This window comes from Leifsonia sp. 10N434 (assembly GCF_056394405.1).
In genome coordinates, this window is the sequence record NZ_JBFTHV010000008.1 from 35,794 (window position 1) to 52,133 (window position 16,340).

Below are 16,340 nucleotides of genomic sequence, written 5' to 3' on the forward strand. Positions count from 1 at the left end.
TTCAGCGCGAACCGCTAGCCTAAAGGCATGTCGAACTCCGCGAACCCGTTCGGCCAGGTGCTGGTCGCCCTGGTCACCCCGTTCACCGCCGACGGCGAAGTCGACTGGGCCGGCGTGGAGAAGCACATCGACGACGTCATCCAGGCGGGGGCCGACGGCATCGTCGTCACCGGCACGACGGGGGAGACCTCGACCCTCACCGACCAGGAGAAGCTCCGGCTGGTCGAGGTCGGCAAAGACGTCGCCGCCGGCCGCGCGAAGATCATCACCGGCGGTGGCTCGAACGAGACGGCGCACGCCATCCAGCTCTACCAGCAGAGCGAGAAGGCCGGCGCCGACGGCGTGATGATCGTCACTCCGTATTACAACAAGCCGACCCAGGCGGGCATCCTGACGCATTTCCGCATGATCGCGGACTCCACCGACCTGCCCGTCATCCTCTACGACATCCCGGGACGCACCGGCGTCCCGATCAAGTACGAGACGATCCTCCGGATCGCCAAGCACCCCAATGTGCTCGCCATCAAAGACGCCAAGGGCGACTTCAGCGAGGTCAGCCGGGTGCTCAACCAGACCGACCTGATGTACTTCTCCGGCGACGACGCGAACGTGCTCCCGCACCTGGCGATCGGCGCGACCGGCCTGATCGGTGTCACTGCCAACGTCGCGGCGCGGTCGTACCGGCAGATCGTCGACGCGGTGAACGCGGGCGACCTGGCGACGGCGACCGCAGCGCACCAGCAGCTCGAACCGCTGGTGCGCGCCGTGATGACGCACGTTCCCGGCACCGTGGCGGCCAAGTACATCCTGCACGGGCTCGGCCGGATCTCGAGCCCGCGCGTGCGCCTGCCGCTCGTCGGCCCGGAAGAGTGGGAAGCTGCTCAGATCGAAGACGAACTCGATCTGGTCAAGAACATCCCGGGCGTCGACTTCTCCAACTTCCGTCCCGATCGCAACGCCGCCGCCGGCGGCGCACTGCCCAAGATCGCCGGAACCACACGCTAGGGGCCCGCCACTGCGAGGCCCGCACCACCCAGAGGCGCCCATGCGCCCGCAACACGTATAGGAGGGCACATGCCCAACCTCGTCTCCGATCCGCCCACCCTCGAACCGGGCACCCTGCGGATCATCCCCACCGGCGGTCTCGGAGAGATCGGCCGCAACATGACCGTCTTCGAATACGAAGGCAAGATCCTGATCGTCGACTGCGGCGTCCTCTTCCCTGAGGAGAATCAGCCCGGCGTCGACCTGATCCTCCCGGACTTCGCGCCCGTGCGCGACCGCCTCGACGACATCGTCGGCGTCGTCCTCACCCATGGTCACGAAGACCACATCGGCGCCGTGCCGTACCTGCTCAAGCTGCGCGCCGACATCCCGCTGATCGGTTCGGGCCTGACACTCGCCCTGGTGGAGGCCAAGCTCAAGGAGCACCGCATCCAGCCGTACAGCCTCACCGTCAAGGAGGGGCAGACCGAGCAGCTCGGCCCGTTCGACCTCGAGTTCGTCGCGGTCAACCACTCGATCCCGGATGCCCTCGCCGTCGCCATCACCACGCCGGCCGGCGTCGTGCTGCACACCGGCGACTTCAAGATGGACCAGCTGCCGCTCGACGACCGCCTCACCGACCTGCGCGCGTTCGCCCGGCTCGGCGAGAAGGGTGTCGACCTGTTCCTCGCCGACTCCACGAACGCCGACGTCCCCGGCTTCACGCCGCTCGAGCGCTCGATCGGCCCGGTGCTCGACAACGTCATCGCGCGCGCCCCGCGCCGTGTCATCGTCGCGAGCTTCTCGAGCCACGTGCACCGTGTGCAGCAGGTGCTCGACGCCGCGGCGGCGAACGGCCGACGGGTCGCGCTGCTCGGCCGCTCGATGGTGCGCAACATGACCATCGCCGCCGACCTCGGGTACCTCAAGGTTCCGGAGGGCGTGCTGATCGACTACAAGAAGGCGTCCGACCTCCCCGACGATGAGATCGTCTACATGTCGACCGGATCGCAGGGCGAGCCGATGGCGGTGCTCGCGCGCATGGCCAACCTCGATCACCAGATCGAGGTCGGGCCCGGCGACACGGTCATCCTGGCCTCCAGCCTGATCCCGGGCAACGAGAACGCGGTGTACCGGGTGATCGACGGCCTCACCAAGCTCGGCGCCAACGTCGTGCACAAGGGCAACGCCAAGGTGCACGTCTCCGGCCACGCGGCCGCCGGCGAGCTGCTCTACTGCTACAACATCCTGAAGCCCAAGAACGTGATGCCGGTGCACGGCGAGTACCGCCACCTGGTCGCCAACGCGCGCCTGGCGATGGACACCGGTGTGCCCGAGCAGAACACGATCCTGGCCGAGGACGGCACCGTGATCGACCTGCGCGACGGCGTCGCCCGGATCGTCGGCCAGCTCGACCTCGGCTTCGTGTACGTCGACGGCTCCAGCGTCGGCGAGATCACCGACGCCGACCTCAAAGACCGCCGGATCCTCGGCGAGGAGGGCTTCATCTCGATCATCGTCGTCGTGGAGGCCGCGACCGGACGCATCGTCACGGGCCCGGAGATCCACGCGCGCGGGTTCGCCGAGGACGACGCCGTGTTCGACGCGGTGAAGCCGAAGATCGCCGCGGCGCTCGCCGACGCGGCCCACAACGGTGTCCGCGACTCGCACGCGCTGTCGCAGGTCGTGCGGCGCACGGTCGGCCGCTGGGTGAACACGAGCTACCGTCGTCGCCCGATGATCGTCCCGCTCGTGATCGAGGCGTGAGCTGGTTGTTACCCGCACGAAACGCGCACCCGAGTAGCGTTCCGCTATGAGTCCGTTCCAGATCCGGCCGGCCGTGAGCGAGGATGCGCGGTTTCTCGCCGACATGCTCATCGAGGCGTCCAACTGGAACCCCGTGAGGGTGCGCCCGCGGGTGACGGTGCTCGAAGACCCGACCGTCTCCCGGTACATCTCCGGCTGGATGCGCCCGGGCGACTTCGGATCGATCGCAGTGGACGCCCACGGCGTCGCGGTCGGCGCGTGCTGGGGGCGGCTGTTCCCCGCGAACGAGCCCGGCTACGGCTTCGTCGCACCGGGGGTGCCCGAGCTCACCCTCGGGGTGAACTCGCAGTGGCGGGCGCAGGGTGTCGGCCGCTCCCTGCTGCAGGCGGTCGCGCGCCAAGCGGGCGCATCCGGGCACTCCCGCCTGAGCCTGAGCGTCGAGCGGGCGAACTTCGCGCAGCGGCTCTACATCAGCGAGGGCTATGTGACGGTCGATTCGGGCGAGAACTCCGACACCATGGTGCGCTCCGTCCACTGACCCGCGGCGAGCCCGGATGCCCGCAGCCCGCACGGCGCGGCGATTTCGTGCAACTCAGCGCGGTGACGGCCGGATGGCGGGGGTGCGAAGTACCGTTGACCCTATGGCTACGAGCACCAAGTCGACATCGCGCGCCCGGAACTCCTCCGGTCGCGGCGGTTCGGCCGCGCGCAAGCCGGCGGCGAAGACCGCGGCTCAGAAGACGGTCGCCTATCCGGTGGCCGATGCGGCACCGAATCCCCTCGCCCGCGCCTGGATGGGCCTGGCGCACCTCACCGGAGGCGCCTTCCGCGCCCTGGGGCCCGAGAAGCTCGCCAAAGAGGAGCGTCGCGACGGCTTCCCCTTCTTCCTGGTTCTGCTCGCCATCGCCGGCGCGGTGGTCGAGTGGTTCCTCATCGACAACGACATCGCTCGCACCCTCGACGCCTGGACCTTCGGGGGCCTGTTCGGCCGCGTGGCGTTCGCGCTGCCGGTCATCATGGTGCTGTTCGCGGCCTGGCTCTTCCGGCATCCGAGCTCGGTGCACGACAACACGCGCATCGGCATCGGGCTGAGCATCCTGCTGCTGACCATCTCCGGGCTCTGCCACCTGTTCAGCTCGCACCCGTCGCCCAGCGACGGCATGGCGAAGCTCGCGGAGGCCGGCGGAGTGCTCGGCTGGCTGCTGGCGGCGCCGCTCTCACTGGTCATCACGCCGTACGGCGCCGGCGCGGTCATCGTGGTGCTGCTCATCCTGAGCCTGTTCATCATCACGAAGACGCCGCCGAACAAGGTCGGCTCCCGGGTGCGCGAGCTCTACGCCTATCTCTTCGGCGCGCAGCTGCCGACGGAGGAGGAGCGGCAGGCCGCCAAGGAGGCGAAGACCCAGCTGGTCGAGCTCGATGGCATCGACGATGATGCCCCCGACGAGGGCAACCTCCCTTGGTGGCGCCGCAACAAGTCGCAGCGCGAGGAGGACCCCGCGTACGACACCCCGGTGATCGCGGATGGCGTGACCGAGATCTTCGGCAAGAAGGCCGCGGGCACGGGCGAGTTCGCCACGGCCCTCGAGCCGGATCCGGCCAGCGACCACTACAACACCGAGGTGCTCGGCGAGCTCGCGCTCGCCGAGGAGGCGGTCAAGCGGTTCACCGGCGAGGTCGCACTCGGCGGCGCCCACCCGACGGGGCTTCAGCCCGACGGGGGAGTCCCGACAGCACCAGGGGTGCTCCCCGGCTTCACGCCCGGAGTGGACGATTACGACGAGACCCAGGTGGTGCCTGCCGCACCCGAGGAGCCGACGGCGCCGTACCGGCTCCCCGCCGCCTCGATGCTCTCGCCCGGCACGCCGCCCAAGGCCCGGTCGAGCGCCAACGACGACATCGTCGCGTCGATCACCGAGGTGCTCGAGCAGTTCAGCGTCGACGCCAAGGTCACGGGCTACTCGCGGGGACCGACGGTCACCCAGTACGAGATCGAGCTCGGCCCGGGCGTCAAGGTCGAACGCGTCACCGCCCTCAGCAAGAACCTCTCCTACGCGGTCGCCAGCAACGAGGTGCGCATCCTCTCGCCGATCCCGGGCAAGAGCGCGATCGGCATCGAGATCCCCAACTCCGACCGCGAGATCGTGTCGCTCGGCGACGTGCTTCGCTCGGGCGCCGCGGCCAAGAGCACGCATCCCATGACGATCGGCGTCGGCAAAGACGTCGGCGGCGGGTACGTCGTGGCCAACCTCGCCAAGATGCCCCACCTCCTGGTCGCCGGCTCGACCGGCTCCGGCAAGTCGAGCTTCGTGAACTCGATGATCACCAGCCTGCTGATGCGTGCCAAGCCCGCCGACGTGCGCATGGTGCTGATCGACCCCAAGCGCGTCGAACTCACGATCTACGCCGGCGTTCCGCATCTGATCACGCCCATCATCACGAACCCCAAGAAGGCGGCGGAAGCGCTGCAGTGGGTCGTGAAGGAGATGGACATGCGGTACGACGATCTGGCGAGCTTCGGCTTCCGCCACATCGACGACTTCAACAAGGCGGTCGTCAACGACGAGATCGTGCTCCCGGCGGGCAGCGAGCGCAAACTCAAGCCGTACCCGTACCTCCTCGTGGTCGTCGACGAGCTCGCCGACCTGATGATGGTCGCCCCGCGCGACGTCGAGGACTCGATCGTGCGCATCACCCAGCTCGCTCGTGCCTCCGGAATCCACCTGGTGCTGGCGACGCAGCGGCCGTCGGTCGACGTGGTCACCGGACTCATCAAGGCGAACGTGCCGTCTCGCCTCGCGTTCGCCGTGACGAGCGTCACCGACTCGCGCGTCATCCTCGACCAGCCCGGCGCCGACAAGCTGATCGGCCAGGGCGACGCGCTGTTCCTGCCGATGGGCGCGTCGAAGGCGATCCGCGTGCAGGGCGCGTGGGTGAACGAGACCGAGATCCAGAAGGTCGTCGACCACGTCACCCGGCAGGCCAGGCCCGAGTACCGCCAGGATGTGGCGGCGCCGGCCGAGAAGAAGCAGATCGACTCCGACATCGGCGACGACCTCGAGCTGCTGCTCGCGGCGGCCGAACTGGTCGTCTCGACGCAGTTCGGATCGACCTCGATGCTGCAGCGCAAGCTGCGGGTCGGATTCGCCAAGGCCGGGCGCCTGATGGACTTGCTGGAGTCCCGCGAGATCGTCGGGCCGTCGGAAGGCTCGAAGGCGCGCGATGTGCTCGTCACCGTCGAACAGCTCCCGGCGGTCCTGGCCACGCTCCGTGGACAGGAGCCGCCGCCCGGTGCTGCCGCGCCCGCATCCGGTCAAGGCGGCCAGGGCGGCCGTGACGACGTCGACCAGTACGCAGGGGACCCGGTGGCGCGCATGACCGAGGGTTATCCTGAAGTGGAGGGCACCTCGGACGAGGACGCCTGGCAGCTGACCGACAGGGAGTAGACCGATGTCGGTGCCCGAAACGCCTCCGCCGGTGATAGCGGGAGGCGGAGCCTCTCACCCCGCGAGCAACTGGAACGTGCCCAACGTCATCACCGTGGTGCGCATCCTCCTCGCTCCGCTGTTCGTCTGGATGCTGCTCGCCGACGACGGCAACGACGGCTGGCTCCGCTGGGCAGCCGCCGTGCTCTTCGTCCTGGCGATCGCCACGGACGGCGTGGACGGGGCCATCGCGCGCCGCAACAACCTGGTGACCGAGCTCGGCAAGCTGCTCGACCCGATCGCCGACAAGGTGCTCACCGGCGGTGCGCTCATCGCGCTGTCCATCCTGGGCGAGCTGCCCTGGTGGGTGACCATCGTCATCCTGGTGCGCGAGGTCGGGATCACCGTGTACCGCTTCGTCGTCATCCGGCAGGGCGTCATCGCCGCCTCGCGAGGCGGCAAGCTCAAGACGATCGTGCAGTCGGTGGCCATCTCGCTCGCGCTCTTCCCGCTGTGGACGGTGTTCGGTGACTGGATCTACTGGCTCAACGGCATCGCGATGACGCTCGCGGTCGTCCTCACGGTGGTGACGGGCTTCGATTACCTCTGGCAGGCCTGGAAGGGCCACAAGGCGAAGCGTGCCGACGTCTGAGCGCACCGAGGGCGTCATCCGGATGCTCGCCCAGCGCGGGCTCACGGTGGCGGCGGCCGAGTCGCTGACGGGCGGTGAGCTGACGGCCGAGCTGACGAGCGTTCCCGGTGCGTCGGCGGTCGTGCTCGGCGGCGCCGTCGTCTACGCCACCGGGCTCAAGCACTCGCTCCTCGGCGTCGACGCCGACCTGCTCGCGGCGGAGGGGCCGGTGCACCCCGAGGTGGCCCGGCAGCTCGCCGAGGGAGTGCGGCTGAAGCTCGCCGTCGACGGGCGGCCCGCCGATCTCGGCCTCTCGACAACGGGAGTCGCCGGCCCCGATCCGCAGGGCGGTCGTGCCGTGGGCACGGTGTTCGTCGGCATCGCCACCGCAGCGGGGACCCGCGTGGTCGAGCTCGCCCTGTCGGGCGACCGGGCCGGCATCCGCCGGCAGGTGGTCGAGCGGGTCGTCGAGGAGGTCGCGACGACGCTCGAAACGGGGCCCATGTGAAGCGTGGGAATACAGCCTGTTTCGGGTCTGTTACAGATCATGCATTCACAAGAAAAGCCCAGTCGTCGTCGATATCGTATGCATCACGGATGCGCTAGTGTTGGCATCCCCGATCGATGGTCCGATAGGTCGGCAGGGTTGAAGAAGGAGGCTCCAATGATTCTTGTACGTCAGGAAATCGGCGACGTGCTCAGGGACTTCCGCCTGCAGAAAGGCCGTACGCTTCGGCAGGTCGCGAGCAAGGCGAGTGTCGCCCTCGGCTACCTGAGCGAAGTCGAGCGCGGCCAGAAGGAAGCGTCCTCAGAGATCCTCGCCTCGGTGGCGGACGCTCTGGAGACCCCGATCTCGGTCATCATGCGCGAGGTGGGAGACCGGCTCGCGGTGCTCGAGGGCATCGAGCCCATGATCCCCGACACCATCCCCGACGAGTTCGTCGCCGCGATGGACGCGGATCTCGTCGCACGCTGATCCACATACCAGGAACGACGCCCCGGGAGACCGGGGCGTCGTTCGTTTCTGCGGTCGTCGTTCGGCTCGGTGCGGATCTTCCGGGGTCGTCGTTCGGCTCGGTGCACAACTCCGGAACGCCGAGCCGACACGCCGCCGCCGGACGCATAACTCCGGAAGCTCGGTGCCGATCGGCTCGGACTTCCGGATGAATGAGCCGGATGAATGAGCCGGATACACGAGCCGGACAAACGAGCCGGATCATCAACACAGTCCGCCAGCGAGAATTAGGGTTGTTCCATGAAATTGAGTGAGTTCCAGCGCGCCGTCGCCGACGAATTCGGCATGCAGTACGGCCGCACACTCACCGCCGATCTGGTGCTCGGCGAGCTCGGCGGCCGCACGGCCGACCAGGCGATCGACGCCGGCATCCCGCCGCGCGAGGTCTGGCTCGCCCTGTGCCGCGAGACCGGGGTCCCGCAGTCGCACTGGTACGGTGCGGGGAAGCCGGCGCCCAAGCGCTGAGGCCGCCGTCGCGCGACGCGAGCGGGCCATCCTGATGCGCGACACGCCGCATTCGGCCAGTCGAAGATATGTTCGGATGTTGCTAGGCTCCTTCACAACGGCAATCGAAAACGGGTTGTCCACAGTTCGTGCGTTCGCAACGTCGAGTGTCGGACGTCCCCCATACAGTCGAACTCGTTAGCGAAGCCGAAGAAGGAGAACCGCAATGCCATCACCCGCAGACCGTGAAAAGGCTCTCGAGACCGCGCTCGCGCAGATCGACCGCCAGTTCGGCAAAGGCTCGGTCATGCGACTGGGCAGCGACGAGCGGGCTCCCGTCGAGGTCGTTCCCACCGGATCGATCGCGCTGGATGTCGCGCTCGGCATCGGCGGACTCCCGCGTGGCCGCATCGTCGAGATCTACGGGCCCGAGTCGTCCGGTAAGACCACGCTGACGCTGCATGCGATCGCCAACGCGCAGCGCGCCGGCGGCATCGCCGCGTTCATCGACGCCGAGCACGCGCTCGACCCCGAGTACGCCCGCAAGCTCGGCGTCGACATCGATGCCCTCCTCGTCTCGCAGCCCGACACCGGTGAGCAGGCGCTCGAGATCGCCGACATGCTGGTGCGAAGCGGCTCCATCGACCTCATCGTCATCGACTCCGTGGCGGCGCTCGTGCCGCGCGCCGAGATCGAGGGCGAGATGGGCGACTCGCACGTCGGCCTTCAGGCCCGCCTCATGTCGCAGGCTCTCCGTAAGCTCACCGGTGGCCTCAGCCAGACCAACACCACGATGATCTTCATCAACCAGCTGCGCGAGAAGATCGGTGTCTTCTTCGGAAGCCCCGAGACCACTGCCGGTGGTAAGGCGCTCAAGTTCTACGCCTCGGTCCGCCTTGACATCCGTCGCATCGAGACGCTGAAAGACGGCGCGGAGGCGGTCGGTAACCGCACGCGCGTCAAGGTCGTCAAGAACAAGATGGCTCCGCCGTTCAAGCAGGCCGAGTTCGACATCCTCTACGGTGTCGGCATCTCGCGCGAGGGCAGCCTTCTCGACTTCGGTGTCGAGCACGCGATCGTCAAGAAGTCGGGTGCCTGGTACACGTACGAGGGCGACCAGCTCGGCCAGGGCAAGGAGAACTCGCGCAACTTCCTGATCGCGAACCCCGACATCGCCCAGGAGATCGAAGACAAGATCAAGATCAAGCTCGGCATCATGGCCGACCCGAACGCTCCGGCTGTGCCGGTGGTTCAGGCGGACGACAACGTCGGCTCGATCGAAGAGAAGCTGAAGGCACGCAAGGGCGCGTAATGCGCTCCTCCGACGCGGGCGAAGGGCGGGATGTCTCGTGGTGAGCTTTCCACCGAGCGACGACAAGCACGAGGGCGGAGCCGACGGCACCGCGAGCGGTGAACGTCTGGCGCCCGTGACCAACCTGCGCGATGCGCGTCGTTCGGGCGCGTCCCATGGTGGTGCGGAGGCGGCGGCGAGTGCCAGCGGGCACCCGTCCGCGCGCCGTACCTCACGTCCGCCGGTGGCGTTCCCGCGCGCTGACGAGGAGCCGGGTCCCTCCGCAGAGTCGGGAGACTCCGGGGCGCCGGCCGCGGGGGAGCGTTCGGGCAAGCGGACGTCCGGGGTCTGGTCGCGATCGTTCCTCGACAAGTCGCCTGATGAGGCGGCTGGGGACGACGGGGTCGAGGCCGGCGCACGCGCGGGTGACTCCCGGTCGGGTTCGCGCGCCTCGAACGTGTCGATGCACCAACTCGCGCGGCGCGGCATGTCGCGCTGGGAGCTGTCGCAGGTGCTCGCAAAGCGCGAGATCGAACCGGAGATCGCCGAGGCGGAACTGAATCGTCTCGAGAGCGTCGGGCTGCTCGATGACGCCGCACTGGCGGTCACGCTCGTCTACACGCAGCACAACCGCAAGGGCCTCGGCCGTACCGCGATCGCGCAGGAGCTCAAGCGACGCCACATCGCGCCCGACATCATCGACGACGCCCTCGCCGAGATCGAAGACGAAGACGAGTTGGAGCGGGCCACCGAGCTGGCCGTCAAACGCATCGGGCAGCTCGCGTCGTACGACGACGAGACCGCCAAACGGCGACTGAACGGGTTCCTGGCACGCAAGGGCTACAGCTCATCCATCGTCCGGCAGGCGATGGATGTCGCCTTCGCGAGCAGGCGTTCGCGCGGCGTGCGGTTCCAGTAGACCGCGGACACGATCGCGGTTCGAGGCAGCCCACGGCCGAACGTAAACTAGTCGCATTATGAGCATCACGGAAGAGCGGACCGTCATCCTGCCGTCCACCGCGGCGGTCGATGCTGACGGGCGGGCTCGCACCTATGAGGTCCGCACCTTCGGGTGCCAGATGAACGTGCACGACTCCGAGCGCCTCAGCGGCTCGCTCGAAGCGGCCGGCTACGTTCCCGCCGACGGCGCCGAAGCCGACATCGTCGTCATCAACACCTGCGCGGTCCGCGAGAACGCCGACAACAAGCTGTACGGCAACCTGGGGCACCTCGCGTCCATCAAGAAACGTCACGCCGGCATGCAGATCGCCGTCGGCGGCTGCCTCGCGCAGAAAGACAAGAACGTCATCCTCGAGAAGGCTCCGTGGGTCGACGTGGTGTTCGGCACCCACAACATGGGTGCGCTGCCGAGCCTGCTCGAGCGGGCTCGCCACAACGACGCGGCGGAGATCGAGATCCTCGAGGCGCTCGAGACCTTCCCGTCCACGCTCCCGACCAAACGCGACTCCAGCTACAGCGGCTGGGTGTCCATCTCCGTCGGCTGCAACAACACCTGCACCTTCTGCATCGTGCCATCGCTGCGAGGCAAAGAGAAGGACCGCCGACCGGGAGAGGTGCTGGCCGAGATCCAGGCCCTCGTCGACGACGGTGCCATCGAGGTCACGCTGCTGGGGCAGAACGTCAACTCCTACGGCGTCGAGTTCGGCGACCGCCAGGCGTTCAGCAAGCTGCTGCGCGCGGCCGGGCAGATCGAGGGGCTGGAGCGCATCCGGTTCACGAGCCCGCACCCCGCCGCCTTCACCGATGACGTGATCGACGCGATGGCAGACACGCCGTCGGTGATGCCGCAGCTCCACATGCCGTTGCAGTCGGGCTCGGACCGTGTGCTCAAGGCGATGCGCCGTTCGTACCGCTCCGAGAAGTTCCTCGGCATCCTCGACCGGGTCCGCGCCAAGCTGCCGGATGCCGCGATCAGCACCGACATCATCGTCGGCTTCCCCGGCGAGACCGAGGAGGACTTCCAGGACACGCTGCGGGTGGTGGAAGCCGCGCGGTTCGCCACGGCGTTCACCTTCCAGTACTCGATCCGCCCGGGCACCCCGGCGGCCACCATGGACGATCAAGTCCCCAAAAAGGTCGTGCAGGAGCGGTACGAGCGCCTGACGGCGCTCCAGGAGCGCATCTCGCTCGAAGAGAACCAGAAGGTGATCGGGCGCACGGTCGAGCTCCTCGTCGCCAACGGCGAGGGACGCAAAGACGCCGACACGCATCGCCTCAGCGGACGGGCCCACGACAGCCGGCTCGTGCACTTCGAGGTCCCGGCCGGCTCCGACCTGCCGCGTCCCGGCGACGTCGTCACGGTCATGGTCACGCAGGCGGCGCCGTTCCACCTGATCGCCGACGCGACCGACGGGGCGCCCCTGAACATCCGCCGCACGCGCGCTGGCGACGCATGGGATCGCGCGGAGGCCGCATCGTGCGCCGTGCCGTCGTCCGGCGACGCATCCGGTGCGCCGGCCCGGGTGTCGCTGGGCCTGCCGACGCTGCGCGTACGCGAGCCGCTCACCACCCCGGGCGTGGGGACCATGCCGATCTACGACCCGACGGACGGCCAGCGCTGAGCGATCACGTGCGCGCCACGGAAGGCGCGACGAACCGGACTCCCGCGCCCGACATCCTCGCGATCGTCGGTCCGACCGGAACCGGCAAGACCGACCTCTCCCTCGCCGTCGCCGAGCGTCTGGCAGCACGCGGCGTCGCCGCCGAGGTCGTCAACGCCGACGCGATGCAGTTCTACCGCGGCATGGACATCGGCACCGCCAAGCTCCCGCGCGAGGAATGGCGCGGCATCCCGCACCACCTGTTCGACGTTCTCGACGTGACCGAGGAGGCCACGGTCGCCCGGTATCAGCCAGAGGCTCGCGCGGCCGTCGACGGCATCCTGTCGCGGGGCGCCGTTCCGATTCTCGTCGGCGGCTCGGGGCTCTACGTGTCGAGCGTGATCTACGACTTCCGGTTCCCCGGCACGGATCCCGCCCTGCGGGACCGACTCGAGGCCGAGCTCGCGGCTCAGGGCCCGGGGATGCTCTACCGGAGACTGCTCGAGGTCGATCCGGCAGCGGCGAAGAACATCGGCGCCAGCAACGGCCGCCGGCTCGTGCGTGCGCTCGAGGTCGTCGCCCTGACCGGGGAGCCGGTGAGCGCATCCCTTCCGGAGGAGCCGGTGCCGTGGCGCCCGTCGGCGATCATCGGCCTGTCGGCGCCTCGCGAGGAGCTGACCGCCAGGCTCGATGCGCGCGTCGAGCGGATGTGGAGCGCCGGCCTCGTCGACGAAGCGGCCGCGCTCATCCCGCTCGGACTGGAACGCGGCGTGACCGCGAGCCGCGCCATCGGCTACGCCCAGGCTCTCGCGGAGCTGCGCGGCGACCTCACGCGCGCCGAGGCGATCGCCCAGACCCAGCAGCTGACGCGGCGGTACGCGCGGCGTCAGGTCAGCTGGTTCAAGCGCTACCCGGGCATCCGGTGGCTCCCGTACGACGGCGACGGGCTCGCCGACGGCGAGAGCCTGACCGACGCGGCGATCGCGGCCGCCGCCCTCGATAGGCTGTGATCATGGCGACAACGCTCCACTTCACCAAGGGTCACGGCACCGGCAACGACTTCGTGCTGTACTCCGACCCCGACGGTCTCGTCGAGCTGAGCGCGAGCCAGATCGCCGACATCTGCGATCGGCACTTCGGTGTGGGCGCCGACGGTGTGATCCGCGCCGTGCGCTCCAAGCACCTGCCCGAGGGCGTGGAGGCTCTCGCCGAAGACGACGGCGCGGAGTGGTTCATGGACTACTACAACGCCGACGGTTCCCAAGCCGAGATGTGCGGCAACGGCATCCGGGTGTACGTGCGGTATCTGATCGAGTCAGGGCTCGTCGACCTGGCCGACGGAGACACGCTCGCCATCGGCACGCGCAGCGGAGTGCGCGACGTGCAGCGCAATCTCACCGGATTCCAGGTCGACCTCGGCCGCTGGGCGCTCGACGGCGGCGAGCCGCTGGTGCGGGCCAAGGAGCTGCCCGTCGCGCGTCCTGGGCTCGGCATCGACATGGGCAACCCGCACGTCGTGGTCGCCGTCGCCGATGAGTCGGAGCTGGACGCGGCCGACCTGACGTACATCCCGCATCTCGAGCCGACGCCGGAGCACGGCGCGAACGTCGAGTTCGTCGTGCCCCACGACCCGCTGGTGAAAGACGGCGTCGGGCGCATCCGGATGCGCGTGCACGAGCGCGGCAGCGGAGAGACGCTGTCGTGCGGTACGGGTGCGGCAGCCGCTGCTCTCGCCGTGCGGTACTGGGCGGGATCGGGAGCGCCGAACCAGTGGCGCGTCGACGTCCCCGGCGGCACGGTGGGCGTGCGGATGTTCGCCACGGAGGACGGCGAGCACGTCGCTCTCTCGGGGCCGGCGGAGCTGGTCTACACCGGCACCCTCGACCTGGCCTAGTCGCCGGCGGCTGCGCCGTTCACGTCGTCGGCAGCATCCACGTCGACGGCGTCCACGTCGGCAGCGGGCTCGCCACCGGCCGACGAGCGCGCACGGAGCACGCGGTAGCCCTTCGACGTCGCCGCGCGTGTCGTGTGCAGGTCGGGGAACGTCGTCTGGATCCAGCGGTGCAGCGAGTCCGAGCCGAGGTTGCGCTGCACGACGAGCCACGCGTCGGAGCCGGGCTCGAGGCGGGGGAGCCATTTCTGCAGGAGATTGTGCAGCTCGTTCTTGCCGACCCGGATCGGGGGGTTCGACCAGATCGTCGTAAACAGCACGTCATCGGGAACATCTTCGGGCAGAGATGTGTTTACATTGGTGAGGCCGAGCTTCTGCGCATTCCTGCGCACCACATCCAGTGCTCGGGTATTGACGTCGACCGCCCAGACGGTCGCGTGAGGGGATTCGAGAGCAAGTGTGAGAGCCAGGGGCCCCCAGCCGCAACCGAGGTCGAGAAGCTGACCGCCGGGCGGTGCCGCGGGGACATGGTCGAGGAGCACTCGCGTACCGGTATCGATGCGCTCGGGGCTGAATATCCCGTTCGCCGTCGTCAGTTCGTAGGTCTGTCCAGCGAGGCGGACGGTGAACGGCCGGAGCTTCAGCTCGCTCTCGGGCGCTGACGAAAAGTAGTGATCTCCGCTGGCCATAAGAGGACCGTACAGGACACGAACAAACTAGGGTTAACCCGGATGCAGGACACACAGATGAACGAACGTTCAACCAACCAGGAAACACCGGCCGCCGACATCGACGTCGTGGCGCGCGTGCTCGCGAACGCCGACTCCCATGCCGGAGTGGCGCTGTTCGGCCGTGGCGCCCAGGCGCTGCAGACGTCGGCGCTCGACGACACCGGGCACGACGGCGATCAGTTCGACCGCGAGGAGCGTGCGGCGCTGCGCCGTGTCGCCGGACTCTCGACCGAGCTCGAAGACGTCACCGAGGTCGAGTACCGGCAGCTGCGACTCGAGAACGTGGTGCTGATCGGCGTCTACTCGCAGGGCTCCCTGCACGACGCCGAGAACTCGCTCCGCGAACTCGCGGCGCTGGCCGAGACCGCGGGCGCTGTGGTGCTCGACGGTCTGCTGCAGCGCCGGCCCCATCCCGACCCGAGCACCTATCTCGGCAAGGGCAAGGCGCAGGAGCTGGCCGGCGTGGTCGCCGCCCTCGGCGCGGACACCGTCATCGCGGACACCGAGCTGGCCCCGAGCCAGCGTCGTGCGCTCGAAGACGTGGTGCGCGTGAAGGTCATCGACCGCACGGCCGTCATCCTCGACATCTTCAGCCAGCACGCGAAGAGCCGCGAGGGCAAGGCGCAGGTCGAGCTCGCGCAGCTCGAGTACCTGCTCCCGCGCCTGCGCGGCTGGGGCGAGTCGATGTCGCGTCAGGCCGGTGGACAGGTCGGCGGCACCGGTGCAGGCATGGGTTCGCGTGGACCGGGTGAGACGAAGATCGAGCTCGATCGCCGCCGCATCCACACGCGGATGGCGAAGCTGCGCAAGCAGATCATCGGCTTCAAGCCGGCGCGAGAGGCGAAGCGGGCCAACCGGCAGCGCAACTCGGTGCCGTCGGTCGCGATCGCCGGCTACACGAACGCCGGCAAGTCGAGCCTGCTCAACCGCATCACCAAGGCGGGCGTGCTCGTCGAGAACGCGCTGTTCGCGACGCTCGATGCGACCGTCCGCAAGTCGATCACCGCCGATGGCCGCCTGTACACGCTGGCCGACACCGTCGGGTTCGTGCGCAACCTTCCCCACCAGCTGGTGGAGGCGTTCCGCTCGACGCTCGAAGAGGTCGCCGACTCCGATGTCATCGTGCACGTCGTCGACGGATCGCATCCGGACCCCGCGAGCCAGCTCGCCACGGTGCGCGATGTGATCGGCGAGGTCGGTGCGCGCGACCTGCCCGAGATCGTCGTCTTCAACAAGTCCGATCTGATCAGTCCGGATGACCGGCTGGTGCTGCGCGGACTCGAGCCGGGCGCGATCTTCGCGTCCGCCCGCACAGGTGAGGGCATCGACGAGGTGCTCGCCGCCATCGCCCGGCTGCTCCCGGACACGTCGATCGAGGTGGAACTGGTCGTGCCGTACGACCGGGGCGACCTGATCTCGGCGCTCCACGAACGCGGCCGGGTGCTCTCGACCGAGTACGCGGAGGACGGGACCAGGGTGCGCGCTCGCATCCAGCCCGAGTTCGAGTCGGTGTTCGAGGCGTTCGCGGTGGCTCCGGTGAACTGACACCGGCGCAGGCACAGCCGACAACAGCACGAACGACACGAGGCCGGACGGCCCA

15 protein-coding genes are annotated in these 16,340 nt (G+C 68.7%); 14 read left to right on the top strand and 1 reads right to left on the bottom strand.

Annotation, left to right across the window (positions count from 1 at the left end; all coding sequences use genetic code 11):
- Positions 1 to 27: 27 nt before the first annotated feature.
- From dapA to dapF, 13 genes are all read left to right on the top strand, one after another.
- On the top strand, positions 28 to 1,005 hold the full coding sequence (dapA, locus tag AC1DB1_RS17475) for a 4-hydroxy-tetrahydrodipicolinate synthase (RefSeq protein ID WP_477201719.1): 978 nt from the start codon (positions 28 to 30) through the stop codon (positions 1,003 to 1,005).
- Positions 1,006 to 1,074: 69 nt separating this feature from the next.
- On the top strand, positions 1,075 to 2,751 hold the full coding sequence (locus AC1DB1_RS17480) for a ribonuclease J (RefSeq protein WP_477201720.1): 1,677 nt from the start codon (positions 1,075 to 1,077) through the stop codon (positions 2,749 to 2,751).
- Positions 2,752 to 2,797: 46 nt separating this feature from the next.
- The gene (locus tag AC1DB1_RS17485) at positions 2,798 to 3,289 is read left to right on the top strand and encodes a GNAT family N-acetyltransferase (RefSeq protein WP_271176458.1); all 492 of its coding nucleotides are present in this window, start codon (positions 2,798 to 2,800) and stop codon (positions 3,287 to 3,289) included.
- Between the two features lie 103 nt (positions 3,290 to 3,392).
- On the top strand, positions 3,393 to 6,197 hold the full coding sequence (locus tag AC1DB1_RS17490; RefSeq protein WP_477201721.1) for an FtsK/SpoIIIE family DNA translocase: 2,805 nt from the start codon (positions 3,393 to 3,395) through the stop codon (positions 6,195 to 6,197).
- A gap of 4 nt (positions 6,198 to 6,201) precedes the next feature.
- Positions 6,202 to 6,828 (top strand): CDP-diacylglycerol--glycerol-3-phosphate 3-phosphatidyltransferase, encoded by a 627-nt coding sequence (gene pgsA / locus AC1DB1_RS17495; RefSeq protein WP_477201722.1) that lies wholly within the window; start codon positions 6,202 to 6,204, stop codon positions 6,826 to 6,828.
- The gene (locus AC1DB1_RS17500) at positions 6,815 to 7,315 is read left to right on the top strand and encodes a CinA family protein (protein ID WP_477201723.1); all 501 of its coding nucleotides are present in this window, start codon (positions 6,815 to 6,817) and stop codon (positions 7,313 to 7,315) included. Before pgsA ends, AC1DB1_RS17500 begins: the two co-directional genes overlap by 14 nt.
- Positions 7,316 to 7,471: 156 nt before the next feature.
- Positions 7,472 to 7,783, top strand: coding sequence for a helix-turn-helix domain-containing protein (locus AC1DB1_RS17505; RefSeq protein WP_271176454.1), 312 nt, complete (start codon positions 7,472 to 7,474; stop codon positions 7,781 to 7,783).
- 279 nt (positions 7,784 to 8,062) lie between these two features.
- Positions 8,063 to 8,287, top strand: a complete 225-nt coding sequence (locus AC1DB1_RS17510) for a DUF3046 domain-containing protein (RefSeq protein ID WP_477201724.1) — start codon at positions 8,063 to 8,065, stop codon at positions 8,285 to 8,287.
- A gap of 205 nt (positions 8,288 to 8,492) precedes the next feature.
- Positions 8,493 to 9,578: a recombinase RecA gene (gene recA / locus AC1DB1_RS17515; protein ID WP_271176452.1), complete on the top strand. Its 1,086-nt coding sequence runs from the start codon at positions 8,493 to 8,495 to the stop codon at positions 9,576 to 9,578.
- A gap of 37 nt (positions 9,579 to 9,615) precedes the next feature.
- The gene (locus AC1DB1_RS17520) at positions 9,616 to 10,476 is read left to right on the top strand and encodes a regulatory protein RecX (protein WP_477201725.1); all 861 of its coding nucleotides are present in this window, start codon (positions 9,616 to 9,618) and stop codon (positions 10,474 to 10,476) included.
- Positions 10,477 to 10,534: 58 nt separating this feature from the next.
- A complete protein-coding gene (gene miaB / locus AC1DB1_RS17525; RefSeq protein WP_477201726.1) occupies positions 10,535 to 12,139 on the top strand; it encodes a tRNA (N6-isopentenyl adenosine(37)-C2)-methylthiotransferase MiaB in 1,605 nt (534 codons plus the stop codon).
- A gap of 8 nt (positions 12,140 to 12,147) precedes the next feature.
- Positions 12,148 to 13,128: a tRNA (adenosine(37)-N6)-dimethylallyltransferase MiaA gene (gene miaA / locus AC1DB1_RS17530; RefSeq protein WP_477201727.1), complete on the top strand. Its 981-nt coding sequence runs from the start codon at positions 12,148 to 12,150 to the stop codon at positions 13,126 to 13,128.
- 2 nt (positions 13,129 to 13,130) lie between these two features.
- Complete coding sequence (dapF, locus tag AC1DB1_RS17535; protein ID WP_271176449.1) at positions 13,131 to 14,012, top strand: diaminopimelate epimerase; 882 nt, start codon at positions 13,131 to 13,133, stop codon at positions 14,010 to 14,012.
- Here the strand turns inward: dapF and AC1DB1_RS17540 are convergent.
- Positions 14,009 to 14,698, bottom strand: a complete 690-nt coding sequence (locus AC1DB1_RS17540) for a class I SAM-dependent methyltransferase (RefSeq protein ID WP_477201728.1) — start codon at positions 14,696 to 14,698, stop codon at positions 14,009 to 14,011. The two genes, dapF and AC1DB1_RS17540, sit on opposite strands and share 4 nt — an antisense overlap.
- 57 nt (positions 14,699 to 14,755) lie before the next feature.
- Between AC1DB1_RS17540 and hflX the strand changes: the two genes are divergently transcribed.
- Positions 14,756 to 16,285, top strand: coding sequence for a GTPase HflX (gene hflX / locus AC1DB1_RS17545; protein WP_477201729.1), 1,530 nt, complete (start codon positions 14,756 to 14,758; stop codon positions 16,283 to 16,285).
- Positions 16,286 to 16,340: the final 55 nt, after the last annotated feature.

What these genes read in the sequence shown, in the direction of transcription:
- AC1DB1_RS17510 (WP_477201724.1), top strand. Translation starts at nt 8,063, where the DNA reads ATGAAATTGAGTGAGTTCCAGCGCGCCGTCGCCGACGAATTCGGCATG.
- recA (WP_271176452.1), top strand. Translation starts at nt 8,493, where the DNA reads ATGCCATCACCCGCAGACCGTGAAAAGGCTCTCGAGACCGCGCTCGCG.
- miaB (WP_477201726.1), top strand. Translation starts at nt 10,535, where the DNA reads ATGAGCATCACGGAAGAGCGGACCGTCATCCTGCCGTCCACCGCGGCG.
- AC1DB1_RS17485 (WP_271176458.1), top strand. Translation starts at nt 2,798, where the DNA reads ATGAGTCCGTTCCAGATCCGGCCGGCCGTGAGCGAGGATGCGCGGTTT.
- hflX (WP_477201729.1), top strand. Translation starts at nt 14,756, where the DNA reads ATGAACGAACGTTCAACCAACCAGGAAACACCGGCCGCCGACATCGAC.
- dapA (WP_477201719.1), top strand. Translation starts at nt 28, where the DNA reads ATGTCGAACTCCGCGAACCCGTTCGGCCAGGTGCTGGTCGCCCTGGTC.
- AC1DB1_RS17490 (WP_477201721.1), top strand. Translation starts at nt 3,393, where the DNA reads ATGGCTACGAGCACCAAGTCGACATCGCGCGCCCGGAACTCCTCCGGT.
- pgsA (WP_477201722.1), top strand. Translation starts at nt 6,202, where the DNA reads ATGTCGGTGCCCGAAACGCCTCCGCCGGTGATAGCGGGAGGCGGAGCC.
- AC1DB1_RS17505 (WP_271176454.1), top strand. Translation starts at nt 7,472, where the DNA reads ATGATTCTTGTACGTCAGGAAATCGGCGACGTGCTCAGGGACTTCCGC.
- AC1DB1_RS17540 (WP_477201728.1), bottom strand. Translation starts at nt 14,698, where the DNA reads ATGGCCAGCGGAGATCACTACTTTTCGTCAGCGCCCGAGAGCGAGCTG.
- dapF (WP_271176449.1), top strand. Translation starts at nt 13,131, where the DNA reads ATGGCGACAACGCTCCACTTCACCAAGGGTCACGGCACCGGCAACGAC.
- AC1DB1_RS17480 (WP_477201720.1), top strand. Translation starts at nt 1,075, where the DNA reads ATGCCCAACCTCGTCTCCGATCCGCCCACCCTCGAACCGGGCACCCTG.